At 57.6% G+C, this 23,984-nt stretch carries 21 protein-coding genes and 1 other RNA gene; 12 read left to right on the top strand and 10 right to left on the bottom strand.

Annotated elements, in window-relative coordinates; all coding sequences use genetic code 11:
* Positions 1-11: 11 nt before the first annotated feature.
* Positions 12-368, bottom strand: a complete 357-nt coding sequence (locus tag BLU64_RS12125) for a YraN family protein (protein ID WP_244888426.1) — start codon at positions 366-368, stop codon at positions 12-14.
* The gene (locus BLU64_RS12130) at positions 365-2,407 is read right to left on the bottom strand and encodes a penicillin-binding protein activator (RefSeq protein WP_074728858.1); all 2,043 of its coding nucleotides are present in this window, start codon (positions 2,405-2,407) and stop codon (positions 365-367) included. Before BLU64_RS12130 ends, BLU64_RS12125 begins: the two co-directional genes overlap by 4 nt.
* A gap of 60 nt (positions 2,408-2,467) precedes the next feature.
* Between BLU64_RS12130 and rsmI the strand changes: the two genes are divergently transcribed.
* From rsmI to ygiD, 3 genes are all read left to right on the top strand, one after another.
* Positions 2,468-3,334, top strand: a complete 867-nt coding sequence (gene rsmI / locus BLU64_RS12135; protein WP_026744039.1) for a 16S rRNA (cytidine(1402)-2'-O)-methyltransferase — start codon at positions 2,468-2,470, stop codon at positions 3,332-3,334.
* Positions 3,335-3,380: 46 nt separating this feature from the next.
* An RNA gene (rnpB, locus tag BLU64_RS12140) (RNase P RNA component class A) lies at positions 3,381-3,759 on the top strand.
* Between the two features lie 200 nt (positions 3,760-3,959).
* Positions 3,960-4,742, top strand: coding sequence for a 4,5-DOPA-extradiol-dioxygenase (ygiD, locus tag BLU64_RS12145; protein WP_074728860.1), 783 nt, complete (start codon positions 3,960-3,962; stop codon positions 4,740-4,742).
* Between the two features lie 72 nt (positions 4,743-4,814).
* Here ygiD and BLU64_RS12150 read toward each other — a convergent pair whose 3' ends face one another.
* The 4 genes from BLU64_RS12150 to tolC all read right to left on the bottom strand — a co-directional run bounded on the left by BLU64_RS12150 (position 4,815) and on the right by tolC (position 9,115).
* Positions 4,815-5,369 carry a tetratricopeptide repeat protein gene (locus tag BLU64_RS12150; RefSeq protein WP_026744041.1) on the bottom strand — a complete coding sequence of 185 codons (555 nt, stop codon included), beginning with the start codon at positions 5,367-5,369 and terminating at the stop codon, positions 4,815-4,817.
* 225 nt (positions 5,370-5,594) lie between these two features.
* Positions 5,595-6,755 (bottom strand): glutathionylspermidine synthase family protein, encoded by a 1,161-nt coding sequence (locus tag BLU64_RS12155; protein WP_026744042.1) that lies wholly within the window; start codon positions 6,753-6,755, stop codon positions 5,595-5,597.
* 12 nt (positions 6,756-6,767) lie between these two features.
* On the bottom strand, positions 6,768-7,481 hold the full coding sequence (locus BLU64_RS12160; protein WP_026744043.1) for a DUF1190 family protein: 714 nt from the start codon (positions 7,479-7,481) through the stop codon (positions 6,768-6,770).
* A 245-nt stretch (positions 7,482-7,726) separates the two neighbouring features.
* Entirely contained in the window at positions 7,727-9,115 is a 1,389-nt protein-coding gene (tolC, locus tag BLU64_RS12165) for an outer membrane channel protein TolC (protein WP_026740730.1), read from the bottom strand.
* 361 nt (positions 9,116-9,476) lie between these two features.
* Here tolC and nudF point away from each other — a divergent pair, with 361 nt between their 5' ends.
* From nudF to BLU64_RS12195, 6 genes are all read left to right on the top strand, one after another.
* Entirely contained in the window at positions 9,477-10,109 is a 633-nt protein-coding gene (gene nudF, locus BLU64_RS12170; RefSeq protein WP_026740731.1) for an ADP-ribose diphosphatase, read from the top strand.
* 4 nt (positions 10,110-10,113) lie between these two features.
* Positions 10,114-10,536 (top strand): DUF1249 family protein, encoded by a 423-nt coding sequence (locus BLU64_RS12175; RefSeq protein ID WP_026744045.1) that lies wholly within the window; start codon positions 10,114-10,116, stop codon positions 10,534-10,536.
* A gap of 27 nt (positions 10,537-10,563) precedes the next feature.
* Entirely contained in the window at positions 10,564-11,391 is an 828-nt protein-coding gene (gene cpdA, locus BLU64_RS12180) for a 3',5'-cyclic-AMP phosphodiesterase (RefSeq protein ID WP_074728861.1), read from the top strand.
* Complete coding sequence (gene yqiA / locus BLU64_RS12185) at positions 11,391-11,972, top strand: esterase YqiA (RefSeq protein WP_026744047.1); 582 nt, start codon at positions 11,391-11,393, stop codon at positions 11,970-11,972. The genes cpdA and yqiA overlap by 1 nt, the downstream gene beginning before the upstream one ends.
* Positions 11,973-12,089: 117 nt before the next feature.
* Positions 12,090-13,985: a DNA topoisomerase IV subunit B gene (parE, locus tag BLU64_RS12190; RefSeq protein WP_026744048.1), complete on the top strand. Its 1,896-nt coding sequence runs from the start codon at positions 12,090-12,092 to the stop codon at positions 13,983-13,985.
* A gap of 22 nt (positions 13,986-14,007) precedes the next feature.
* A complete protein-coding gene (locus tag BLU64_RS12195) occupies positions 14,008-14,904 on the top strand; it encodes a LysR family transcriptional regulator (RefSeq protein ID WP_074728906.1) in 897 nt (298 codons plus the stop codon).
* Between the two features lie 35 nt (positions 14,905-14,939).
* Here the strand turns inward: BLU64_RS12195 and BLU64_RS12200 are convergent, their stop codons facing one another.
* Positions 14,940-15,521 (bottom strand): NAD(P)H-dependent oxidoreductase, encoded by a 582-nt coding sequence (locus tag BLU64_RS12200; protein WP_074728863.1) that lies wholly within the window; start codon positions 15,519-15,521, stop codon positions 14,940-14,942.
* A 258-nt stretch (positions 15,522-15,779) separates the two neighbouring features.
* On the opposite strand from BLU64_RS12200, the gene parC reads away from it, so the two are divergent.
* The 3 genes from parC (at position 15,780) to ftsP (ending at position 20,519) form a co-directional block, all read left to right on the top strand.
* Positions 15,780-18,053, top strand: coding sequence for a DNA topoisomerase IV subunit A (gene parC / locus BLU64_RS12205; RefSeq protein WP_074728865.1), 2,274 nt, complete (start codon positions 15,780-15,782; stop codon positions 18,051-18,053).
* A gap of 209 nt (positions 18,054-18,262) precedes the next feature.
* Complete coding sequence (locus tag BLU64_RS12210; RefSeq protein ID WP_026744052.1) at positions 18,263-19,000, top strand: 1-acylglycerol-3-phosphate O-acyltransferase; 738 nt, start codon at positions 18,263-18,265, stop codon at positions 18,998-19,000.
* A 103-nt stretch (positions 19,001-19,103) separates the two neighbouring features.
* On the top strand, positions 19,104-20,519 hold the full coding sequence (gene ftsP, locus BLU64_RS12215; RefSeq protein ID WP_074728867.1) for a cell division protein FtsP: 1,416 nt from the start codon (positions 19,104-19,106) through the stop codon (positions 20,517-20,519).
* 19 nt (positions 20,520-20,538) lie between these two features.
* Here the strand turns inward: ftsP and BLU64_RS12220 are convergent, their stop codons facing one another.
* Genes BLU64_RS12220 through BLU64_RS12230 form a run of 3 tightly spaced genes read right to left on the bottom strand, consistent with a single transcriptional unit; the run spans position 20,539 to position 23,917 of the window.
* On the bottom strand, positions 20,539-21,477 hold the full coding sequence (locus tag BLU64_RS12220) for a PfkB family carbohydrate kinase (RefSeq protein WP_074728869.1): 939 nt from the start codon (positions 21,475-21,477) through the stop codon (positions 20,539-20,541).
* Complete coding sequence (locus BLU64_RS12225; protein WP_074728871.1) at positions 21,474-22,892, bottom strand: purine-cytosine permease family protein; 1,419 nt, start codon at positions 22,890-22,892, stop codon at positions 21,474-21,476. Before BLU64_RS12225 ends, BLU64_RS12220 begins: the two co-directional genes overlap by 4 nt.
* Positions 22,838-23,917 (bottom strand): ADP-ribosylglycohydrolase family protein, encoded by a 1,080-nt coding sequence (locus BLU64_RS12230; RefSeq protein WP_051625593.1) that lies wholly within the window; start codon positions 23,915-23,917, stop codon positions 22,838-22,840. Before BLU64_RS12230 ends, BLU64_RS12225 begins: the two co-directional genes overlap by 55 nt.
* Positions 23,918-23,984: the final 67 nt, after the last annotated feature.

Genomic DNA, 23,984 nt, shown 5'->3' on the forward strand with positions numbered 1-23,984 from the left:
GAATTAACCAATTATTCCTGATTGCCGAACGCGTTCGGCAACCACTCCAGCTGGTCGCCGGTGATGGCCAGTACGTCGAAACGACAGTCGGTATGTTCGAAGCCGCCGCCTTGACGCGATAACCACACGGCGGCCGCCTGCAGTAACCTCTGCTGTTTGCGCCGGGTTACGCTGGCGGCTGCACCGCCAAAGTCCGCGTTGCGACGGTAGCGCACTTCGACGAAAACCCATATCGGACCGTCGCGCATTATCAAATCCAGCTCGCCGCCGCGTAGCGCCACGTTGCCCGCAACAAACGTCAGGCCGGCGCGCTCAAGATAGCGCCGAGCCTGTCGTTCGTAATCGTTGCCGGTTTCTCGGGTCTTCAGGATGCCGGCACCAGCTGTCCCTGGCGGAACTGCAGCCAAGTGAGTTTGCGGTTCACGACGCAATCCGGCGTGGCGCTCAGTTGCCCCGTTGAACCCTCCAGATGATAGCCCGGCTGTTGACGTAATGAGGAGAAGTTGTTCGCCAGCGTCCAGGCATCCATTCCCATGGCGAAGAGGCGCACCAGCGAGTAGTCGTTGCGGAACTGTGCCGTCGTCTGCTGCATCAGCGACGGATTCGCGCCCGTCAGCAGCGGAATATCGCTAAACTGCAGCCCTTCCATTTCCAGACGGAAATCAGGTCCCAGACCTGCCTGGTAGCTGCGCGAACTGGCATAAAGCGCGGCGCGTACGCGTGATTTGTTGCGCAAGTCGATCATGGGTTTGATTAACGATAGTTCGTCGGGTGTGGCGATGATATAGACCGCGTCTACGCCGCCCGCGCTAGTCTCCGCTGGGGTAGGCGGCACCTGCGCCGGAATATTCAGGCCGCCGATAGTGGTGCCTGAGGGTGGCTGAGGTGACGTTGACTCGGTGACGATCGGCTGTCCGTTAAGCGCAATACCGGCGCCGTTATTAATGGCCTGTTTCAACTCGGCGGCGCCACCGATGCGCTGCTGCAGCGGCGTGGCGCCGCCTTGTTGCTGCCAGGCGGCGGCGAAAGCGGCCGTGACGCGATCGCCCAGACCACCGCGCGGTGCCAGGACCAGCGGCTGCTGTTTGCCCTGGCTGTGAATAAATTGCGCCGCATCCCGAGCTTCATCTTCCGGCGACAGGGCAAAATAGCAGATGTTGGGGCTAGGCTGGATATGCTCCGGCTGATTCAGCGCCAGCACCTGCAGCGTGGTTTGGGTCGCTGGTAATTGCTCGACATCGCTTTTCAGCAGTGGTCCCACAATCATGGTGGCGCCGTCTTTTTGTGCCTGAGCAATGATGTCGGTCAACGGCTGTCCGGTCGTATCGTAGACCTTCACCGCCACATTGCCGGACGCTGGAGCAGGCGCTGCGGCTGCGTTGTTGGGGGCAGGGACAGGTGCGTCGGAAGCCGGTGGTTCCTGCGTCGGCGACGATGGCGTTGGCGCCTGATTCGCCGTCGCGGCGGTCTCGGCGTCTCCCGGCGCTGGGGCAACGGCGGCGGTGGCTGGCGCTTGCACCGGGGCGTTCTGTATGGCCTGACCGTCCCGTGCTGCGCTGAAACCGGCCTGAATGGCTTTCGAATAGACCTGCGCTTGACCGCTCAGCGGCAACAGCAACGCAATACCGCCGGAGGTCGACAGATTTGGCCCGGTGCCCTGCGGCTGTGTTAATACCGTCGGCAATGTTTTCGCGGCCGGATGACGCGGATAGCGCGTTTGCCAGTCGGCAATCGCCGTTTTCAGTTCGGCAGGCGCAGCGACGTGGCTTTGATAGGTCGTCAGCAGGTCGAGCCAACCCGCCAGGGTATTCTCGTCGGCGTTGATCGCGATGGCGCTGATGGTCTGTGGGCTGAGGCGAGTGAGTGCGAACCAGGTCAGATCGATGTTGCGCTGATGGGCATCGCCTTGTAACTGCGGTTCCTGAGCGATATAAGCGCGGATCAGGGTCAGCGATGGCTGAGCCTGATTGGCGCTAATCAACGCCTGATAGTAGCGATCTCGTTGCTGGCTGGATAGCGCTTTGACATCCAGCTGGGACAACGTGCTGTTGGCGGCGTTCATATCATTGCGCGCGACCGCCAGTTCTGCGTTCAGCAGACGCTGTTCGAGCTGTTGTCTGTCGTTGAGCGAAGCGGGCAGGGCGCTCCACTGCGCGAGGGCCTGAGGCAGCTTGCCTTCCTGTATCAGGGCATGAATAGCAAGTAATTGCCAGTCAGCCTTGTTATCATCCCCGCTTTGCTGCACCTGCTGCAGGTAATAATCAGATGTGGCGCCAGCCTTGAGGGCTACTTGCTGGTTGGAAGGGCTTTGGGGCGCCAAGCTCGGACAGCCAGCGAGAACGAGCGCCGCCAGCATGACAGGAATGACTCGGCCTGTATGGGGGCGGACAGAATTTAAGGGAAGCATACTGTATCCAGTGATAAATTCAGAGATGCTCAATATTAAATCGGCAACCCGGATGAAACAATGAATCAAGACCAACAAGCGGAGATTTCTGCCTCCACCCTTTACATTGTCCCGACGCCTATCGGCAACCTGGGAGACATCACTCAGCGCGCGTTGGACGTTCTGAAGAGCGTCGATCTCATTGCGGCAGAGGATACTCGCCATACCGGTTTATTGTTACAGCATTTCGCGATCAATGCGCGGCTGTTCGCACTGCACGATCACAATGAACAACAGAAAGCAGAGCAATTACTGAGCCGTTTGCAAAGTGGAATGAGCGTGGCGCTGGTTTCGGACGCCGGAACGCCGTTGATTAACGATCCGGGTTATCACGTGGTAAGGCTTTGCCGCGAAGCCGGCGTGCGCGTCGTGCCGCTGCCGGGCGCGTGTGCGGCGATTGCCGCGCTGTCCGCCGCCGGGCTGGCGTCGGACCGTTTCTGTTATGAAGGCTTCCTGCCGGCGAAAACCAAGGCGAGAAAAGACACGTTGCAGGCGATGCTGGAAGAACCGCGTACGCTAATTTATTACGAATCCACGCATCGCTTGTTGGACAGCCTGCGCGATATGGTCGCCGTACTGGGACCGCAGCGTTATGTCGTGCTGGCGCGTGAGCTGACTAAAACCTGGGAGTCCATTTATGGCGCGCCAGTGGCCGAGCTTCTGGCGTGGGTAGAAGAGGACGATAACCGCCGCAAAGGCGAAATGGTACTGATTGTTGAAGGATATCACCGAGACGACAGCGCGTTGCCCGCGGAAGCGCTGAGAACGCTGGCGTTGCTGCAAGCCGAGCTGCCGCTGAAAAAGGCGGCGGCGCTGGCCGCCGAGATCCACGGCGTGAAAAAGAACGCCCTGTACCGTCATGCGCTGGAGCAAGACGGGGAAAAGTGAGCCAATAGGGATGACAAGGGCGGCGATTTGCCCTATCATCCGCGCCGGAGTTGACCAGACAGTCGCCGCTTCGTTGCCGTCCCTTTCGGGGGAGACAGATGGAGGGGAGGAAAGTCCGGGCTCCATAGGGCAGGGTGCCAGGTAACGCCTGGGGGGCGCGAGCCCACGACAAGTGCAACAGAGAGCAAACCGCCGATGGCCCGCGCAAGCGGGATCAGGTAAGGGTGAAAGGGTGCGGTAAGAGCGCACCGCGCGGCTGGCAACAGTTCGTGGCATGGTAAACTCCACCCGGAGCAAGGCCAAATAGGGGTTCACATGGTACGGCCCGTACTGAACCCGGGTAGGCTGCTTGAGCCAGTGAGCGATTGCTGGCCTAGAGGAATGACTGTCCACGACAGAACCCGGCTTAACGGTCAACTCCCTCACTTTCGACCGGCGTGTTGCTGATGCAATGCGCCGGTTTTTTTATGCCTGCCATTTCCCTTCGAACGCCTCGCTCGTGACGGCTTCAATTCAAATTTTTTGACGTTTTTGGTCATTGTTATCCGACTGTTTTCCAACGATCTGACGCGTAGAGTAACGACTGTGCACTCACGCTATTTCGATGCTAACCAAAGGTCCTGTTATGAACGTTTCCCGGATGCCCGCATTTTTCCTCGGTCATGGTAGCCCGATGAACGTGCTGGAAGACAATATCTACACGGAGACCTGGCGGAAACTGGGTGAAACGTTGCCCCGTCCGAAGGCGATAGTGGCGGTATCCGCCCATTGGTTTACCCTCGGCACCGCCGTGACGGCGATGGACGCGCCGCGTACGATCCATGATTTCGGCGGTTTTCCACAGGCGTTGTTTGATACCCAGTATCCTGCACCGGGATCTCCGGCGCTTGCTCGGCAGATTCAGCAGCTGTTGTCGCCCGTGCCGGTGCATCTCGACGAACGCGATTGGGGGCTGGATCATGGCAGTTGGGGGGTCTTAATCAAGGCGTTCCCGCAGGCGGATATTCCGGTGGTGCAGTTGAGCGTCGATGGTACGCAACCGGCGGATTATCACTATCAACTGGGGCAGCGTCTGTCCACGCTGCGCGATCAGGGGGTGATGATGGTCGCCAGCGGCAACGTCGTCCACAACCTGCGTCAGGTGAAGAGAGAGGGCGAAGCGGCGCCGTATCCTTGGGCTAGCGCCTTTAACCAGTTTGTCCGAGATCATCTGACTTATCGCGGCGACAACCATCCGCTGGTGGATTTCATGCAGCACCCGGAGGCGGCGCTCGCTAACCCGTCCCCGGATCACTTCCTGCCGCTGTTATATGTCTTGGGATGTCGACAGGGTAAAGAGCCGGTGTCAATACTGATCGACGGTATCGAAATGGGCTCTCTCAGCATGCTTTCGGTGCAGGTTGGTTGATCAGGACTCACGCAGGAGAGCCGCCGCGTTGACGACGGGCTGTTGTGCGCGCTTTCGCCGCGCTAGGCCGCCTCAAGGGGCCTTATTTCCGTCAATAAAGGCGATCATGTTATCTGCGCCCTCTTTCAACTGCGGCGTGGCGTCCGGGTTGTTTAAGGCTTTTTCCGCCCACTGCTTGGCCTGTTCAAAATCTCTCGGCAACTGCGGGTGTTTGCTCAATATGACAGACATCAGCAGTTGAGCGGGAGCAAAACCGGCTTCAGCCGACTTTTTCAGGTAAATCAGTCCACTTTCCGGATCGTTTTCATTTGGCATTCTGCCAAGGTAAATCTTGGCCAGTCGGAATTGCGCATGCACGTCGTTGGCGTCAGCTTCCTGCTTCAACCATTTAATACCTTCCGCCCGATAGGGCGGCCAGTTACTGCGAAGCAGCTGATCGGTGAGCTGATGTCGGTCTTCTGCGCTGCCGTTCTCCGCCTTGTCCCTCAACGTGTTGAGCCGTTGTTCTTCCTGCGTGATTTCCTGTGCCAAAGAGTGGGGCGTCGAGTCTTGCGCGGCGGGTTCGTTTTGTGCGTAAGCAGCCGTATGAAGACCGACCAGGAGTGCCATCACTAGCGTTTTTTTCATGTTCGTCCCTTGTGTTCAAGTCCATCAAAAAATCAAAACAGCCCTCATCGTGATGAATCTGGTCATCAATGATTGCTACTGCGGCTAGATGAAATATTTAACCAAACGGAGACGTTTTCAAAGCGCGAATAAAAGGGCGAAAATGATTTTCTTGCTGAGAACAGGACCAATAAGGAAGAAAAGAGAAGGCGCAGACGACGGGGTGTGCCGCCGTCTGCGGGAGCGTTAATCCAGAATAGAGTGCGGATAAAAACGCGATAAGTCCTGTGTAATTAATGAGGTATCTTCTCGTAAACCGATGCCGCAGGCTTTGTCGCCGACCAGCCAACTGCCTATCAGCGTGTAGCTGTCGCCGAATTTCGGCAGCGGATGGTATTGCTGCACGATTTTCCCCTCTTCGCCGTAAGGACCGTCGGCAGAGGCGATTTTATGACCGTTCTGGACAATCTCGATATTCGCGCCTTCACGAGAAAACAGCGGTTTGACGACGTAATTTTCCATCGCCGGATGCGCATCTTCCGCGAAGTAAGCGGGAAGCAGGTTCGGATGGTTGGGGAACATCTGCCAAAGCAGAGGCAGCAGCGCCTTGTTGGAGATAATGCTTTTCCAGCCTGGCTCCAGCCAGCGTACGCCCGCGTCGGCCAGCTTGGTGGAAAACGTTTCCCGCAGCATGAATTCCCACGGATAGAGCTTGAACAAATTGCTAATCACCTGATCCTGAGGATCGGTAAACTGGCCGCGTTCGCCCAGACCGATTTCGTCGATATACAGAAAATCCGTCGCGATGCCCGCTTCCTCAGCGCAATCCTGCAGATATCGGACGGTGCCGCGATCTTCCTCGGTGTCCTGACAGCAGGTGAAGTGCAGCAGGCCGAAGCCATGCTGCTGACGCAGCGCGGCGAAGCGTTCGATCAGCTGTTCCTGAATGCTGTTGTACTGGTCGGCATTCTGCGGCAGTTTTCCGGCGTTGATCTGATCTTCCAGCCATCCCCACTGGAAGAACGCCGCTTCGTAGAGCGAGGTGGGCGTGTCGGCGTTGTTTTCCAGCAGCTTCGCCGGATTGACGCCGTCGTAGGCCAGATCCAATCGGGAATACAGCGCGGGCTGTTGGCTTTTCCACGATTCACGCACAAAATCCCAGGTGTGTTTGGGGATACGAAACTGGGTCAACAGCGCTTCGCTGTTGACGACATTCTCCACCACCTGTAGACACATTTGATTCAGCTCTTCCGTCGTTGACTCCAGCTCTTCGATCTGCGCCAGCGTGAACTGATAGTAAGCTTCTTCGCACCAGTAAGGTTCGTCATACATCGTGTGGAAATTGAAGCCGAACTCGGCGGCTTTTTCACGCCAGTCAGGGCGTTCCGCTATCGCTATTCTCTTCATTGTGTCAGCGCCTTACCCACCCATTGAACTGTGGCTGCGGTAGGTTGAACCAGAGCGTGAAGAAGTGCTGTCTTTCCCTTTTCTAAGCTGCTGTTGCTGTCTGGCGATGGACTCGCCAAAGCCGCCGCGCATTGTCGTGGTGGTGGTCGCGGGTTTCGGCGTCATCGCGGTTTTCGGTACGGTGATCGTGCGGCCGCTTGTGGCGCTGCCATAGCTTTTGCCGCTCGCATCGACGAACTGACCGTTAGCCGGGCTGGCCGCCGAACGTGGACTGAACAGCGGCTGCTGGGCATATCCGCCGCCGCCCATCATGCGACCCATCATATAGCCCGCCATTAACGGCATCCAGAAGCTGCCGCTTTCGTGCGGCTGCGCCGTCATACCGGCCTGGGCCGGTGCGTTTTGGTTCGAAGCGGTGGTCGCGGGCGTCTGCATACACTGCGCTTCGCCGAATTCAGCGGCGCAATCTTCCTGACTCCGATACTTCGGCGCGGTCTTCTCGGCTTCTTTCAGTGCGTTGTTATAGGTTGTGGTGCACTGGTCTTTCATGGACGGGTTAGCGCGAGTACAGTCGTCCGCGTTTTGATAGAGCGAAACGGTTTCATCCGTCTTTTCGCAGCCGGCTAGCATGAATACGGAACCCATGGCCAGCGTCAGCGGCGCCAGAGGAAAGCGACGCCAACTTTTACGGAAGCGGTCGTAGTTGATGTTGCGTGTTCTTTTCATTGTGTGGCGTCTTCCTGAGGAGAGGGCATCTTGCCCAACATAGCAATAAAGGTTTGTAGAATAGGTGAACAGCTTGACTTTTAAAAGCCAGGCCGAGGTGGGCGCAAGCATTTTACGCAGCTATACAATTCGCTCTGAAAGAAAATTTTCGTTTTAGAGTAAATTCGCTGTGAAGGGCGTTGTTGTTAAACGATGCGGCGAAGGCAGGCTACCGCCGCATCATGCTCAGGCTGGGTAAAACGCGATCAGTTACCGGCGGCGAAAACGGTGCGGGTGCTGTCGTCTGCGGTAGGCGCCGGAGTCGTGGAAACCGGTTTGCCTAACGTGGCGTTCAGCGTGCGCAGATCATTTTCGTTCAGCGTTCCCAACGCGTATTTCAAGTTCAGCTCGTTGATCAGATAGTCGTAACGCGCGCCGGATAGTTGCTGCTTCGCGTTATACAGCGTGGTTGTCGCATCCAGAACATCAACGATGGTGCGGGTCCCTACCTGATAGCCGGCTTCCATGGCGTCCAAAGAACTTTGCGCGGAAACGACGGCCTGCTTGTAGGCCGCGATGCTGCTGATGGACGCGGCGATGTTGTTGTGAGACGAACGCAATGTCTGAATCATGCTGCGGTGCGCGCTCTCCAGATTTTCGCTGGCGGCCACGTAGCTATGCTGAGCCTGTTTGACCTGAGAGTTGGTCGCGCCTCCGCTGTACAACGGCAGGGAGAAACTCAGGCCGACCTGATTCTGGCCGATATCGCTGTCGTTGTAGCTGCCTTCTGTTGCGCGAGACCCGGAATAACGGGAGTTGCTCACGCCGGTCGAGGCGGATAAATCCAACGTCGGCATGTAGCCGGTCTGCGCCGAACGAATCTGCTCGCGGGCCAGATCCTGGCTCAAACGGGAGGATAAGAGGCTGAGGTTGCGGCTTTCCGCCGTTTTCATCAGCGTATTGATCGGCTCCGGTTTTTTAGGCGCGAAGTTGTCGGTATTCACGCTGGCCAGTTCAGGATAGACATTGCCGGTCACCTGACGCAGCACTTCCAGGTAGTTGTCCAGCGCATTGCGAGCGGTGACTTCGCTTGCCAGCACGCTGTCGTACTGCGCACGGGCATTCTGCACATCGGTGATGGCGACCAGACCTACGTTATAGCGCTGAGTGGTTTGATCCAGCTCGCGATAAATAGAGGCTTTCTGGGCGGTGACATACGACAGCGAATCAATCGCTCGCAGGACGTTGAAATAGGCGGTGGCGGAGTTCAACAACAGCGTTTGCTGCGCGGTCTGATAGGTGACGTCTTCGATGCCGGCCTGTTTTTCCTGCAGCGTCAGCGCGCGCCACTTGGACATATCAAACAGGGTTTGAGTCAACTGTAGCGAAGCGCTCTTCACGTTGTTGTTCACGTCTTTGCTGTCACGGAAACCGCTGGTATAGGTATAATCCGCACCCAGACCCAGCTGCGGCAACAAAGGAGAACGCGCTTCATTGATTTTCTCAAAGGCGGCGTCACGAGTCGCTGCAGAACTGCGTAAATCGGGGTTTGTCGTTTTAGCCTGTTGATAAATCTGTAACAGATCTTCCGCCTGGCTCATGAAGCTGAAGCCGCTCAGACCCAAGCCGATAAGAAGAGGGAGCAATTTCTTCATTTGCATTCCTTGTTGTGCAGCAAAGTTGCTATGGTAGCGCCATCTGGAGACGATAAGTTGCCGATTCTAGCAGAATCTTACAATACGATGAGGTGGCTGAATGTGCCATCCTACGGCGACATCAGCGCCCTGATGCATATTATCGACCGCCGCAGAGTGGGAACAATTTCCCGTTGATGCATCCGGTTCCGTCAAAAAGCCGTGAGCATAAATGCTCCGTTTCTGACGGTTTCGTCCTGTCTTGACGGTAACGTCGGACGTCAGGTTCGGGTCAATAGCGTTTCAATCGCCGGGTACGCCGGCCAGCATCCCCAGTAGCAATATACACTGAGATTACGAGACTTATCACAGGAGTACAAAGATGGCGTCTTCAAAAACTCGTCCGTTCACCTTTACCAAAGACGATGTTGAAATTATTGCACGTGAAACGCTGTACAAAGGTTTTTTTTCGCTGGACCGCTACCGTTATCGTCACCGTCTGTTCAAGGGCGGTATGAGCGGCGAAGTCAGCCGTGAGATTCTCGAGCGCGGCCATGCGGTCGTCCTGTTGCCGTACGATCCTGTGCGAGACGAGGTGGTGTTGATTGAACAGATTCGTATTGCCGCCTACGATACCAGTGATTCTCCGTGGCTGTTTGAGCTGGTCGCTGGCATTATTGATCCCGGCGAAAGCCATGAAGACGTAGCCCGGCGTGAAGCGCAGGAAGAAGCAGGCCTGACGGTGGGGCGTTGCCGTGAGGTGCTCAGCTATCTGGCGAGTCCGGGCGGAACAAGCGAGCGCCTGACCATTATGGTGGGAGAAGTGGATACCCGTACCGCACAGGGCGTGCACGGGCTGGCCGAGGAGAACGAAGATATACGCGTTCAGGTGGTCAGCCGCGAACAGAGTTATCGCTGGGTCGAAGAGGGAGTGATTGATAACGCAGCCTCTGTCATTGCCTTGCAATGGCTGGCGTTGCACCATGAAAAACTGAAAACCGAGTGGGTGGATTGAATTCATGAAACGTTATACTCCCGACTTTCCCGAAATGATGCGGCTATGCGAAATGAACTTCGCGCAGTTGCGCCGTCTGCTGCCGCGTCAGGATGAGGTGGGTGAAAAAGTGGAGTATCACGTACAGCAGGCTCGCTATCGTTTAACGATTCTTGAGTCTACCCGCTATACCTCGCTGGTGGAGATCCAACAGATTGCGCCAGCGGTAAGTTACTGGAGTCTGCCGACGCTGGTTGTGCGGCTCTATCACGATGCGATGGTCGCGGAAGTGTGTTCCAGCCAGCAGATATTTCGCTTTAAGGCACGTTATGATTATCCCAATAAAAAGTTACACCAACGTGACGAAAAGCATCAAATCAATCAGTTCCTTGCTGATTGGCTAAAATACTGTTTAGCGTATGGTTCGATGTCGGTTCCGGTTTATTAGGCAGATTTCACAGACCAAGGACACCATTTGGAAAGCCAGTTGACACTTCCTGTGGCGCGTGGGGCCAGAATCAGGATTTTACAGATCACAGATACCCACCTGTTTGCTGGCAAGCAGGAAACCCTGCTTGGTGTAGATACCTATCACAGTTACCACGCGGTGCTGGAGGCTATCGCCGCACGGCAGCACGACTTCGACCTGATCGCCGCTACGGGCGATTTGGCGCAGGACCAATCGCTGGCTGCGTATGAACACTTCGCTGAAGGGATCCGCCGCTTTGACGTGCCCTGCGTCTGGCTGCCCGGCAATCATGACTTCCAACCGGCGATGGTGGATGCGCTAGCGTTGGCCGGCATCGCGCCCTCGAAACATGTGTTGTTGGGAGATCACTGGCAGGTGATCTTGCTGGACAGCCAGGTCTTCGGCGTACCGCATGGCGAGTTGAGCGACTATCAGCTGGAGTGGCTGGAGCGGCTACTGGACCGCCACTCCAATCGCTATACCCTGTTGATGCTGCACCATCACCCTCTGCCTTCGGGCTGCACCTGGCTTGACCAGCACAGCCTGCGCAATGCTCACAGTCTTGACGCCGTATTGTCCCGCTATCCCAACGTCAACACGGTGCTTTGCGGGCATATTCATCAGGAGCTGGATCTGGACTGGCACGGTCGACGCCTGTTGGCGACGCCCTCCACCTGCGTGCAGTTCAGACCGCATTGCACCAACTTCACCATAGACAACGTCGCTCCGGGCTGGCGTTATCTGGAGCTCTTGCCGGACGGCGGCGTTGAAACGCAGGTTGTCCGCCTGGAAGGCAATGCCTTTCTGCCTGATATGGATTCGGACGGTTACTGATGCCTACCTTGCTTTACCTTCATGGGTTCAATAGTTCGCCTCACTCCGCGAAGGCAACGGCGCTGGGCCGTTGGCTGGCTGAACATCATCCCGACATCGATATGATCGTTCCCCAATTGCCGGCCTATCCGGCGGAAGCGGCGGAATTGATGGAGAGTCTGGTCATGGAGCGCGCGGGTCGGCCGCTGGGCATTGTGGGTTCCTCGCTGGGCGGATATTACGCCACCTGGCTGTCCCAGTGCTTCATGCTGCCTGCGGTGGTGGTGAACCCCGCCGTCAGGCCGTTCGAGCTGTTGATCGATCATCTGGGGCCTCAGCACAATCCCTACACCGATGAACAATATGTGCTAGAGTCTCGGCACGTTTACGATCTTAAAACCATGCAGGTCGAACCGCTGGAATCCCCGGATCTGCTTTGGTGCTTGCTGCAATCCGGTGATGAAATCCTGGACTATCGGCAGGCCGTGGCCTATTACACCGCCTGTCGTCAGACGGTGGAGTCCGGCGGCAATCACGCGTTTATGGGATTTGAGCACTTTTTTGCGCCTATCGTTGATTTTCTAGGGCTGAACAGGCGCTGACTGCCATGACGTTAATGGCGGGGAACGGGCCGGAGCCACAGCGCAGGGGGCCCGTCATCCGAGTGCCGGTTGCACGACGTCATATCATTTCAAACAACGACTTAACTCATTCAAACCATGACACAATCAAGTTATAACGCTGACGCCATTGAAGTCCTCAGCGGACTGGAGCCGGTGCGCCGTCGTCCAGGTATGTATACGGACACCTCCCGCCCGAACCACTTGGGACAAGAAGTGATCGATAACAGCGTCGATGAAGCGCTGGCCGGTCATGCTCGTCGCATTGAGGTGATTTTGCATGCCGACCAATCGCTGGAGGTTATTGACGACGGCCGAGGAATGCCGGTCGATATCCACCCAGAAGAGGGGGTGCCTGCGGTCGAACTGATCCTATGCCGCCTGCATGCAGGCGGTAAATTCTCCAACAAAAGCTATCAGTTCTCCGGCGGTTTGCACGGCGTGGGGATCTCGGTGGTCAACGCCTTGTCAACACGTGTCGAAGTGACCGTCCGTCGCGGCGGTCAAGTCTACGATATGGCGTTTGAGAACGGCGATAAAGTCCAGGATCTGACGGTAACCGGCACCTGCGGCCGTCGCAACACTGGTACGCGCGTTCATTTCTGGCCTGACGGCAGCTTCTTCGACAGCCCGCGCTTCTCCGTTTCCCGACTAACGCATCTGCTGAAAGCTAAAGCGGTGCTGTGCCCGGGCGTAGAGATCATCTTCAAAGACGGTGTCAACAATACCGAGCAGCGCTGGTGCTATCAGGATGGCCTTAACGACTACCTAAGCGAAGCGGTCAACGGCCTGCCCACGCTGCCGGAGAAACCGTTTACCGGTGCGATCAAGGGCGACAGCGAGGCGGTCGAGTGGGCGTTGTTGTGGCTGCCGGAAGGCGGAGAGCTGCTGACGGAAAGCTATGTCAACCTGATCCCGACGCTGCAAGGCGGTACGCACGTCAACGGCCTGCGTCAGGGACTGCTGGACGCGATGCGGGAGTTTTGCGAATTCCGCAATATTTTGCCGCGTGGCGTCAAGCTAAGCGCGGACGATATCTGGGAGCGCTGCGCTTATGTCCTGTCTGTGAAAATGCAGGACCCGCAGTTCGCGGGGCAGACCAAAGAGCGTCTGTCGTCGCGTCAGTGCGCGGGCTTCGTTTCCGGCGTCGTCAAAGACGCTTTCAGCCTGTGGCTGAACCAGAACGTACAGGCGGCTGAGCAGCTGGCGGAAATGGCGATATCCAGCGCCCAGCGCCGTCTGCGCGCCGCGAAGAAAGTGGTGCGTAAAAAGCTGACCAGCGGACCGGCGCTGCCGGGCAAACTGGCGGACTGCACGGCGCAGGATCTGAATAAAACCGAACTGTTTCTGGTGGAAGGGGATTCCGCGGGCGGCTCTGCTAAACAGGCGCGTGACCGTGAGTATCAGGCGATCATGCCGCTGAAGGGCAAGATCCTGAATACCTGGGAAGTCTCCTCCGACGAGGTGCTGGCGTCGCAGGAAGTCCACGACATCTCCGTGGCGATCGGCATCGATCCGGACAGTGAGGACCTGAGCCAGCTGCGCTATGGCAAGATCTGCATTCTGGCGGATGCCGACTCGGATGGTCTGCATATCGCTACGCTGCTGTGCGCGCTGTTTGTCCGACACTTCCGTTCGCTGGTCGCTGGCGGTCATGTGTATGTGGCGATGCCGCCGCTGTACCGTATCGACCTTGGAAAAGAGGTGCACTACGCGCTGGATGAAGAGGAAAAAAATAGCATTCTGGAGCGCCTCAAACGTAAAAAAGGCAAGCCTAACGTTCAGCGTTTCAAAGGTCTGGGCGAAATGAACCCGCTCCAGCTGCGTGAAACGACGCTGGACCCGAACACGCGCCGTCTGGTGCAGTTGACCATCGGCGAAGAAGATGTCGAAAAGACGATGGCGACGATGGACATGCTATTGGCGAAGAAGCGCTCGGAAGATCGCCGCAACTGGTTGCAGGAGAAAGGCGATGAAGCGGAAATTGAGGTCTGACTGCTAACGCAGTGGCATGCCGATGAAAGTCACGCTGGAAGAAATGCAGGCGTTTGTCGTGGTGGCGGACAGTGGCTCCTTCACCGCCGCCGCCGATCAACTAGGTCAAACCACCTCCGGCATCAGCCGTGCGTTAAGCCGGCTGGAGAACAAACTCGGCGTCACGTTGTTGCACCGCACGACGCGTCGGTTGGTCTTATCCGAAGAAGGCCAGCTGTTTTTAGTGCATGCTCGCGGCGTCATTCAGGCGGTCGAGCAGGCTGAAGAACAGCTGATGCTCTCCCGAGAGCAGCCCTGCGGCCGCCTGCGGATCAATGCCGCGACGACCTTTATGCAGCACGTGATCGTTCCCCTTATCCCAGAATTCCGCCGCCGTTATCCGCACATCCTCCTGGAGTTGAATACGGATGAAGTCTTTATCGATCTGCTCGAACAGCATACCGATATCGCCATCCGCATCGGTGCGCTGCGGGATTCCTCGATCCACGCCCGACGGCTCGGCGCCAGTCAGGTGAGAGTCCTGGCCAGCCCAGACTATTTGCGGCGACAGGGCGCTCCGCGCACAGTAGAAGCGCTGAATGAGCACACGCTGCTGGGGTTTACTCAGTCAGAGAGCCTGAATCAGTGGCCGCTGCGGCATGCCGGCGGAGAGTTCTTAACGATCACGCCGACCATTTCGGCCTCTAACGGCGAAATGCTGCGGCAGTTGGCGCTGCGGGGAGAGGGAATAACCCGGCTGTCGGACTTTATGACCTGCGAGGATGTGGCGGCGGGTCGATTGGTGCAGATTCTGCCGGAGCATACCGTTGATATGCGCCTGCCGGTGAATGCGGTGTATTACCGAACGCACCCGTTGGCAGGGAGAATCGCCTGTTTTCTTGATTTTTTGAGTGAAGAGATGGCGCAGCACCCGCTATAAACAGGACACAGGAGCGAAGGCTGCGCCGATGAGGATTAGTCGAAAATTTTATCCAGGTGCTCGCGGTAACGGGCGACGTCGCCGTCGATATCGGGCTGCTTGATCACGTCGTTGCAGATGAACGTCGGGAGGGCAGCCAGTCCGATGAACTCGTTGGCCTTATGGAACGGCAGGTAGACGCCGTCCACACCGACGCCGTGGAAGAACTGATCTTTGTCGGTAAATGCTTCCAACGGCGCGTTCCAGGTCAGAGAAAGCATGTAGGTCTTGCCTTGCAGCAAACCGCCTGAGCCATACTTTTTACTGTCGTCGGAACGGGTACGACCGTCGCTGGCATACAGTGAGCCGTGGCCTTCGGTGAAGACTTCATCGATATATTTTTTCAGCGTCCACGGCGCGCCCATCCACCATCCGGGCATTTGATAGATGATGGTGTCGGCCCACAGGTAATTTTGTACTTCCTGCTGGATATCGTAACCATCGTCTACCTTAGTAACGCGGACATCATAGCCTTTTTCTCGCAGGAAATTGGTCGCCACGTCCGCCATCGTGTCGTTCAGCTGTCCTTTGGAATGGGCAAAAGCCTTGCTCGCATTGATAAGCAAAATGTTATGCATAGCCGAGATCTCACTTTTCGATGAGTCGTTAATGAATTAAGAGGTAGTGTACTCAGCGGCATTGAGGAGAAAAATGCATGGTGGCGCATAACACTCTTGACTGATAAGCAACAATCACAGGTAAACGCCAGGTGCAACAGCCATATCGGGCACTGTGACAGTCAACCATAAGTTGCGGTACTATCGCGGGCAGCTTCTATCACACTGACGGGGTTGATCTGTTTGAAAACAGCCAGCGCCACGGTTTAAGGATAATCAATGAGTGAATTGACTCATGACGGCGCAGAACGCCTTGCGCTGCACACGTTTACAGAGAACGCCTATCTCAACTACTCCATGTACGTCATCATGGACAGGGCGCTGCCGTTTATCGGCGACGGCCTGAAGCCGGTTCAGCGCCGCATCGTTTATGCGATGTCGGAGTTGGGATTGAACGCCAGCGCCAAATTCAAGAAATCCGCGCGTACCGTCGGCGACGTGCTGGGTAAATACCATCCGCACGGCGACAGCGCCTGTTATGAAGCGATGGTGCTGATGGCCCAGCCGTTTTCCTATCGCTATCCGCTGGTCGACGGCCAGGGAAACTGGGGGGCGCCGGATGATCCAAAGTCCTTCGCCGCGATGCGTTATACCGAATCTCGCCTGTCTAAGTACGCCGAAGTACTATTGGGAGAGCTGGGTCAGGGCACGGTGGACTATACGCCGAACTTCGACGGCACAATGCAGGAGCCGAAAATGCTGCCGGCTCGGCTGCCGAACGTGCTGCTGAACGGTACCACCGGCATCGCCGTCGGGATGGCGACGGATATTCCGCCGCATAACGTGCGTGAAGTCGCCGCCGCCACGGTGGCGCTGATCGACAATCCGGATGCGACGCTCGACGAACTGCTGGAACGGGTACAAGGCCCAGACTTCCCGACCGAAGCGGAAATCATCACGCCGCGCGAAGAGCTGCGAAAGATGTACCGGACAGGTCGCGGATCCGTCCGTATGCGCGCCGTGTGGAAGAAAGAAGAGGGGTCTGCCGTCATCACCGCGCTGCCGCATCAGGTGTCCGGCGCTAAGGTGCTGGAACAGATCGCCAGCCAGATGCGAGCCAAGAAGCTGCCGATGCTGGAAGACCTGCGGGATGAGTCGGACCACGAAAACCCCACGCGTCTGGTGCTGGTTCCTCGCTCGAACCGTATCGATATGGAGATGGTGATGAACCACCTGTTCGTCACCACCGATCTGGAAAAAAGCTACCGCATCAACATGAACATGATCGGTCTGGATGCTCGCCCCAGCGTTAAAGGGCTACGCGAAATCCTGACCGAATGGCTTGTCTTCCGTCGCGCTACCGTCCGCCGTCGACTCAATTACCGTCTGGAAAAGGTACTCAAACGCCTGCATATTCTGGAAGGTCTGCTGGTCGCGTTCCTGAATATCGACGAAGTGATCCATATCATTCGTACCGAGGACGAACCTAAGCCGGTGCTGATTAAGCAGTTCAGCCTAAGCGAAACGCAGGCGGAAGCGATTCTGGAATTGAAACTTCGTCACCTCGCCAAACTGGAAGAGATGAAGATTCGCGGCGAACAGGACGACTTGGCGAAAGAGCGAGATCAGTTGCAGGCGCTGCTGGCCTCCGAGCGTAAACTCAACACGCTGCTGAAAAAAGAGATCGAAGCCGATGCCAAAGCGTATGGCGACGAGCGTCGTTCTCCGCTGCGCGAGCGTGGCGAAGCGAAGGCGATGAATGAGCACGACTTGCTGCCCTCCGAGCCGGTGACGATCGTGCTGTCCGAAATGGGGTGGGTGCGCAGCGCCAAAGGTCATGATATCGATCCCGCCGGGCTGAGCTATCGCGCCGGCGATACGTTCCGCGCTGCTGCGCGCGGGAAGAGCAACCAGCCGGTGGTCTTCATCGACACCACCGGCCGAAGTTATGCGCTCGACCCGCTGACGTTGCCATCGGCCAGAGGGCAGGGCGAGCCGCTGACTGGCAAGCTGACCCCACCGCCGGGCGCGACGGTAGAGCAGGTGTTGATGGCGGCGGATGACCAGCGCTTGTTGCTCTCTTCCGACGCTGGCTACGGCTTCATATGCACCTTCAGCGATCTGGTGGCGCGCAACCGCGTTGGTAAAAGCGTGCTGACGTTGCCGAACAACGCGAAGGTCATGCCGCCGCTCAGCGTACAAAGCGACGACGATTTGCTGCTGACGATCACCGCCGCCGGGCGGATGCTGCTCTTCCCTGTAGCGGACCTGCCGCAGTTGTCGAAAGGCAAGGGCAACAAGATCGTCTCCATCCCTGCCGCTCAGGCGGCCAGCGGCGAAGACAAAATCGGCTGGCTGTTTATCATCACGTCGAAGTCTTCTGTGACGCTGTATGTCGGAAAACGCAAGCTGACCCTGCGGCCGGAAGATTTGCAGAAATTCCGTGCGGAACGCGGCCGTAAAGGCACGCTGTTGCCGCGCGGCCTGCAACGGGTGGATCGGGTGGAAGTGGTATCTCCGCCGGCCCCTGAGGATAAGAACGGCGACGCGTAACGCGCGCGTTGTCAGCGCCGCGGCGACCGCGGATGAGATAACTGACGCCTTATTTTTCGGTGTGTTTCACCGGGGGATAAGGCGTTTTTAGGTTGTGCTTCTGACCACGGCGTTCATGCTGAATATTGGATACATTCGGAAGCAAGGTTCGCCGTGTGTTTTGGAAGGAAGCCGCTATACTACGGCGGCAGTTGGCTAATGAGGTTGTTATGGTATTTCTTCTTCGCTTGGTGGTCGTGATAGTGTCTGCGATCCTAATTTGTCTGTTTGGCTTTATCTATTGTTTATTCAGCCCGAAAAATCCGCAGCACGTATCGACGTTTGGTCGTATGTTTGGGCGGCTTTCGTGGGTATTTGGCCTGAAGGTCGAAATTCGCGTTCCTGACGATGCCTCTCGCTACGGCGATTGTATCTACATCGCCAATCATCAGAATAACTATGACATGATCACGGCGGCCAACGTCGTACAGCCTCGCACCATTACGGTCGGGAAAAAGAGCCTGGCCTGGATCCCGTTTTTCGGCCCATTGTACTGGATTACCGGCAACCTGCTGATTGACCGCGACAACCGCGCGCGCGCGCATGGCACCATCGCGCAGGTGGTGCAGCACATCAAAGAACAACACATTTCCGTGTGGATGTTTCCGGAAGGTACCCGCAGCCGCGGGCGTGGGCTGATGCCGTTTAAAACCGGCGCTTTCCATGCGGCCATCGGCGCGGGCGTGCCCGTAGTGCCGATCTGCATTTCCAACACGCATAACAAAGTGAAGCTCAATCGTTGGAACAACGGTTTGGTCATTGTCGAAATGCTGCCGCCGGTCGATTGCAGCGCCTACGGCAAGGATCAGGTCCGGGAACTGGCGGCGCACTGTCACGATGTGATGGCGGAAAAAATTCGGCAGCTCGATGCGGAAGTCGCCGCGCGGGAAGCCGCTAAAAAACGATAGCCGTTAGTCCAGCCGCACAGTCCGGTGGCGGCGTATCAGCAGACCTGAACTTCCTTCGTGAAGTCATAGGTAGCATGCGGTTTTACAGGTTTTCGGAGTGATTATGTCATTAAGCCGACGTCAGTTTCTTCGGGCATCTGGTGTGGCCCTGTGTTCCAGTGCCATACCGTTGACGGCCAAGGCCGATGTTTCTACCAACATGTTACCTATTCCCCCTCTTATCGAGTCCCGACGCGGGCAGCCGGTCTTTCTGACCTTGCAGCGCGCGCACTGGGCTTTTTCAGGCAATCGCAAAGTCCCGGTTTGGGGGATCAATGGCCGCTATCTTGGCCCCACCGTTCGGGTTTACAGCGATGATGACGTCAAGCTGATCTACAGCAACCGCTTGACTGAGCCGGTGTCGATGACTGTCAGCGGTCTACAGGTGCCTGGCTCGTTAATGGGGGGCGCTAGCCGCATCATACCGGCCGGTATGGATTGGTCGCCGGTACTGCCTATCCGCCAGCCCGCCGCCACCTGCTGGTATCACGCCAATACGCCGAACCGCATGGCACCGCACGTCTACAATGGTCTTGCGGGCCTGTGGCTGGTGGAAGATCGCATCAGCCGATCGTTGCCGATCCCCAATCATTACGGCGTCGATGATTTCCCGCTGATGATTCAGGACAAGCAGCTCGACGGATTTGGCACGCCGCAGTACGACCCGCCGAGCCGCGGCGGTTTCGTCGGCGACATCCTGTTGGTCAATGGCATGCAGACGCCGTTTGTCGAGGTGTCGCGCGGCTGGGTGAGACTGCGATTGCTCAACGCTTCCAACGCGCGTCGTTACGTTTTACAAATGAGCGATAACCGGCCTATGTATCTGATCGCCAGCGATCAGGGCTTCCTGCCCGCGCCGTTGGGGCTGAATCAGCTGCCGATCGCGCCGGGCGAGCGTCGTGAAATCTTGATTGATATGTCGAATGGCGACGAGGTGACGCTGACCGCAGGTGAGTCGGCCGGCATCATGGACCGCCTGCGCGGCCTGTTTGAGCCGTCCTCGATACTGGTGTCCGGCCAGGTTCTAACCTTGAAGCCGACCGGCATGCTGCCGTTGGTGACTGACACGCTGCCTATGCGGTTGATGGCCGACAACATTGTGGATAGCGCTATCAGCCGTACCCGTGAATTCCGGCTGGGCGACACCCTGCCGGGCATCAACGGCGCGATGTGGGATATGAACCGGACGGATGTGCAGACGCAGGTTGGACGCTGTGAGCGCTGGCTCGTGCATGCGGATACGCCGCAGCCCTTCCATATTCAGGGCGCTGCTTTCCTGGTGCGCAGCGTTAACGGCGGCAGAATTCCGCCGGAGGATAATGGCTGGAAAGATACGGTATGGGTGGAGAACGACGTGGAGCTGCTGGTGTACTTCAATCAGCCCTCGGTCGACCGCTTCCCGTTCCTGTATTACAGCCATACGCTGGAGATGGCCGACAAAGGGTCGGCCGGACAACTTGTGGTGCAGGCGAACGCCTAAACGCGTTCGCCCGATGAGGTTAGTGATGCGGGGCTGAGGAGAAACGCTGCTGCAACTCCTGCCAGTCCGGCGCGCCATTCGCGCCGGGCCGGGATACCACGCAGGCGGCGACGCGATTTGCTAGATCCACCGCGTCGGCCAGCGGCCAGTGTGCCGACAGCGCGGCCAGCAGCCCGCCGCTATGCGCATCGCCGGCGCCAATGGTATCGACGACGTCCACCGGATAGATCGGCGCGTGGCGAGGGGGCTGGCCCGGTGCGCACAGCCAGGCGCCGTCTTTGTCCAGGCGGCAAATCAGCGTCAGCTGATGGCGGGCGGCGTACTCTGTGGACAGGGCGATAGGATCGCCGTCGCCGCACAGAAAGCGGGTTTCGTCCCGGTTCAGCGTCAGCAACACGTTGGTATTGTCCAGCGCTGTGATGAAGGCGGTCGGCACATCCGCAATACGCGGTCCGAGATCCACCAGCTTAGGTTGAGGCTGCGCCAGCAGCCAGTCGCGCAGCAGCGCGCCATGCTCACCGCTCAGCTCGTAGCCGCTGGCATAGATCAGCGCGTCTTCCGGAATGACCAACTGCGCCAGCTTCTCCTTCGACCACTGCGACTCGCAGCCGGACACCGATATGAACGTGCGTTCGCCGTTCTCTTCGGCCAGTGCGAGGCACCAGCCGTTATCCTGATCATCGCAGCGGAGCTGCACCTCCAACCCCAGCGCGGCCATCTCCGCCGCGACGCGTTGACTCCACGGTCCGTTGCCTACGGTCATTCCATTGATGACCGGCACCTGAAGTCGACGGAGGGCGCGGGCGACGTTGAATGCGCAGCCGCCGATTTGGTAGCCCAGATCTTTCGCTTCAATATCCTCTCCGCTCTTCGGCAGCCGCTTCACGGCCATGACGTTGTCGCCGACAGCCGCGCCGATCACCACCACAGGCGTGGTGGCCTGAAAGTCCTGCTTCATGATTTCTCCTTGGGTTTACATAGCAAATACAGACCGTACGTCGCCAGGCTAATGCCAAAAGAGAGGAAAATGCCCAGGCTGGAATTGGCGAAGATCCCGACCGCCAGCGGACCGTCGATGAACCCGGTTTTGGTGACCAACAGGCCGCAAACCGATCCTAATAGCCAGCAGCCCAGCGGGATCCAGCGTACGCCGCGGTTTTCTCCATTTAGGCCGAAGAGCGACGCGGCGGAATAGCCGCGATGCTGCCGCAGGCTCAAATAGTCAAGGATGAACATCGCCGCCCATGAGCCGAGGAACACGCCGCAAAAGATCAGGAATGAAATAAACGGCGTGAGAAAATCGCCGGAAACGAACAGGACGTAAATCGCCACGCCCAGCATCAGAATGGCGTCGATGGTCACGGCTACCGACTGGCGGACTTTAATGCCGATGGTCAGCAGATTGAGGCTGGCGGAGTAAAGGCTCAGTACCGCAATGGTGACGACGCCAGCGGTGGCGGTTAACAGATAGGGGACGGACATCCACGGCGGAAGCACGGTGCCGATCAGCGCGATGGGGTTGGCAGAACTGGCGAGATCGGTCAGCTGAGAAGAGAGCAGTATGCCCGCCAGCATCAGCAGAACCAACGGCAGGCTGGCGCCGCCGACCACGGCGGCGAAGATGCTTCGGCGCGGCGTGGCAGGGTGAAGATAGCGGCTATAGTCCGCGCCCGCGATGGTCCAGCCGACCCCGGTGCCTGCGGCAATCACGGAAAGCGCTGGCAGGAAACCGGTCAGCCAACTGCCGGACGGCATCGCCAGCACCTGCTGCCACGGCGTATTGAACAGAATGAAGATGACGACAATCAGCGTCATAGTGCCGAAAATCTTGCTGAACCAATTTTGCATCGCGAACAGCACATTTTGACCGAGCAGGCTGACGATGATGGTCAGGCCGGCGAACAGCACCAGACAGATAGCGGTCAGCGTATGGCTGGCGTTGAAGCCCACCGCCGTAAATAGCGCGGCCAGCGTCATAGTACCGGTGATGACGTTGACGGCTTCCCAGCCGATCAGGCAGAACCAACTGAACGCAGTAGGGGCGATATTGCCGCGTAACCCGAAAATGACGCGGGAAAGCGTCAAGGTCGAGGTCCGGCCCGTTTGTCCGGCAAAGGAGGTGTAGCCCACAAGAGAGAAGCTGGCGACGCCGATGACGGCGGCCAGAACGGACTGTATGAAGGAGAGTCCGAAGGAGACGATGATGGCGCCGTAAACGATGCCGAGAATGCCGATATTCGCGGCGCACCAGATCCAGAAAAGCTGTAGCGGGGTGCCCGTTCGTTCGGCCTCGGGCACCAGATCAATACCTGTTTCTTCTACCTTCCAACCTTTGGGTTCAGGTTGTGTATCACCTCGTTGCGTTCCATCCATTCCAATGTGCTCCTCTTTATTCTGAATGCATAAAGTTTTGCAGCATGAGGAGTTAAGTCAATCTCATTGGCCTGATTGATGATGGAGACCCATGCTGCGGGAAAGGCGTTGATGCCATGAAGCGCACCGCAAATCGCGGTGGCCATCGCGCCAATTGTATCCGTATCGCCGCCAAGATTGGCAGCTAATATCGCACAGCGTTGAGGTTGAGTGACGGCGAGGTCGACGAGCGCCAGCGCCATTGGCACGGATTCCAGCGTATCCATGCCTGCGCCCAGCGTATCGTACAGTTCTGAAAGCGCCAGAGCGTCAGGCACATTACGCAGCGTAGCGGCCTGGGTGAAAGCCTGTTCGATGCGGCGGCTCAGTTTTGGACTGAAGGTGGTGATGCGCTGAAGTTGGACTTCCTCCGCCAAGCGAGGCAATTCGTTTTTGATCGTCTTCCACTCCGCGCCGTCGATGGCGCGGCTGATGGCCCAGGCAATGACTACTGCGCCCGCAACGGCGATATCGGACTGATGCGTCGGGCTGCAGGAGAGCCGTACCGCGTGGATAAACGCGGCCTTATCGGCGGTGGACATTAGGCAGCCCATTGGCGCTACGCGCATGGCGGCGCCGTTAGTCACGCCGTTAGCGTTGATTTCATGCACGGGGGTGCCGGAACGAATGGCGTTCAACGCGGCCTTGGAACTGGGGCCAAGAACGTTTTTTTCAAATGCGTTGATGCGCGTCGCCCACGCCAGAATGTGTCGGGCTATGCGTTCAGGCTCGACGGCGCCTTTGGCTTCGATCACGGCGTTAATCAGCGCGATGGCCTGTTGGGTGTCGTCGGTGAATTCTCCTGCGATGAGACCGCAGGCGGCGATATTGACGTCTGGTCCTGGCAGAAAGCAATCGATCCAGCCAAAGTGCTGGCGGACCCGTTCCTGCGGCCAAAGTTCTGATGGCATCCCCATCGCGTCACCCGCCGCTTGCCCATAGAGACAACCGAGGATGGCGTCGTGGGGATGTTTTATTACGGTCATGAAGACCCCTGGTGTTGGCTTAGTTTCCTAATACCGTGGCTAATGTATAAAAAGCGTGCGTTAATTG

It is taken from the genome of Lonsdalea quercina (assembly GCF_900107885.1).
GTDB lineage: Bacteria > Pseudomonadota > Gammaproteobacteria > Enterobacterales > Enterobacteriaceae > Lonsdalea > Lonsdalea quercina.

Coding starts and splice junctions, on each gene's coding strand:
- BLU64_RS12130 (WP_074728858.1), bottom strand. CDS start 2,407: ATGCTTCCCTTAAATTCTGTCCGCCCCCATACAGGCCGAGTCATTCCT.
- rsmI (WP_026744039.1), top strand. CDS start 2,468: ATGAATCAAGACCAACAAGCGGAGATTTCTGCCTCCACCCTTTACATT.
- ygiD (WP_074728860.1), top strand. CDS start 3,960: ATGAACGTTTCCCGGATGCCCGCATTTTTCCTCGGTCATGGTAGCCCG.
- BLU64_RS12150 (WP_026744041.1), bottom strand. CDS start 5,369: ATGAAAAAAACGCTAGTGATGGCACTCCTGGTCGGTCTTCATACGGCT.
- BLU64_RS12155 (WP_026744042.1), bottom strand. CDS start 6,755: ATGAAGAGAATAGCGATAGCGGAACGCCCTGACTGGCGTGAAAAAGCC.
- BLU64_RS12160 (WP_026744043.1), bottom strand. CDS start 7,481: ATGAAAAGAACACGCAACATCAACTACGACCGCTTCCGTAAAAGTTGG.
- tolC (WP_026740730.1), bottom strand. CDS start 9,115: ATGAAGAAATTGCTCCCTCTTCTTATCGGCTTGGGTCTGAGCGGCTTC.
- nudF (WP_026740731.1), top strand. CDS start 9,477: ATGGCGTCTTCAAAAACTCGTCCGTTCACCTTTACCAAAGACGATGTT.
- BLU64_RS12175 (WP_026744045.1), top strand. CDS start 10,114: ATGAAACGTTATACTCCCGACTTTCCCGAAATGATGCGGCTATGCGAA.
- yqiA (WP_026744047.1), top strand. CDS start 11,391: ATGCCTACCTTGCTTTACCTTCATGGGTTCAATAGTTCGCCTCACTCC.
- parE (WP_026744048.1), top strand. CDS start 12,090: ATGACACAATCAAGTTATAACGCTGACGCCATTGAAGTCCTCAGCGGA.
- BLU64_RS12195 (WP_074728906.1), top strand. CDS start 14,008: ATGAAAGTCACGCTGGAAGAAATGCAGGCGTTTGTCGTGGTGGCGGAC.
- BLU64_RS12200 (WP_074728863.1), bottom strand. CDS start 15,521: ATGCATAACATTTTGCTTATCAATGCGAGCAAGGCTTTTGCCCATTCC.
- parC (WP_074728865.1), top strand. CDS start 15,780: ATGAGTGAATTGACTCATGACGGCGCAGAACGCCTTGCGCTGCACACG.
- BLU64_RS12210 (WP_026744052.1), top strand. CDS start 18,263: ATGGTATTTCTTCTTCGCTTGGTGGTCGTGATAGTGTCTGCGATCCTA.
- ftsP (WP_074728867.1), top strand. CDS start 19,104: ATGTCATTAAGCCGACGTCAGTTTCTTCGGGCATCTGGTGTGGCCCTG.
- BLU64_RS12220 (WP_074728869.1), bottom strand. CDS start 21,477: ATGAAGCAGGACTTTCAGGCCACCACGCCTGTGGTGGTGATCGGCGCG.
- BLU64_RS12225 (WP_074728871.1), bottom strand. CDS start 22,892: ATGGATGGAACGCAACGAGGTGATACACAACCTGAACCCAAAGGTTGG.
- BLU64_RS12230 (WP_051625593.1), bottom strand. CDS start 23,917: ATGACCGTAATAAAACATCCCCACGACGCCATCCTCGGTTGTCTCTAT.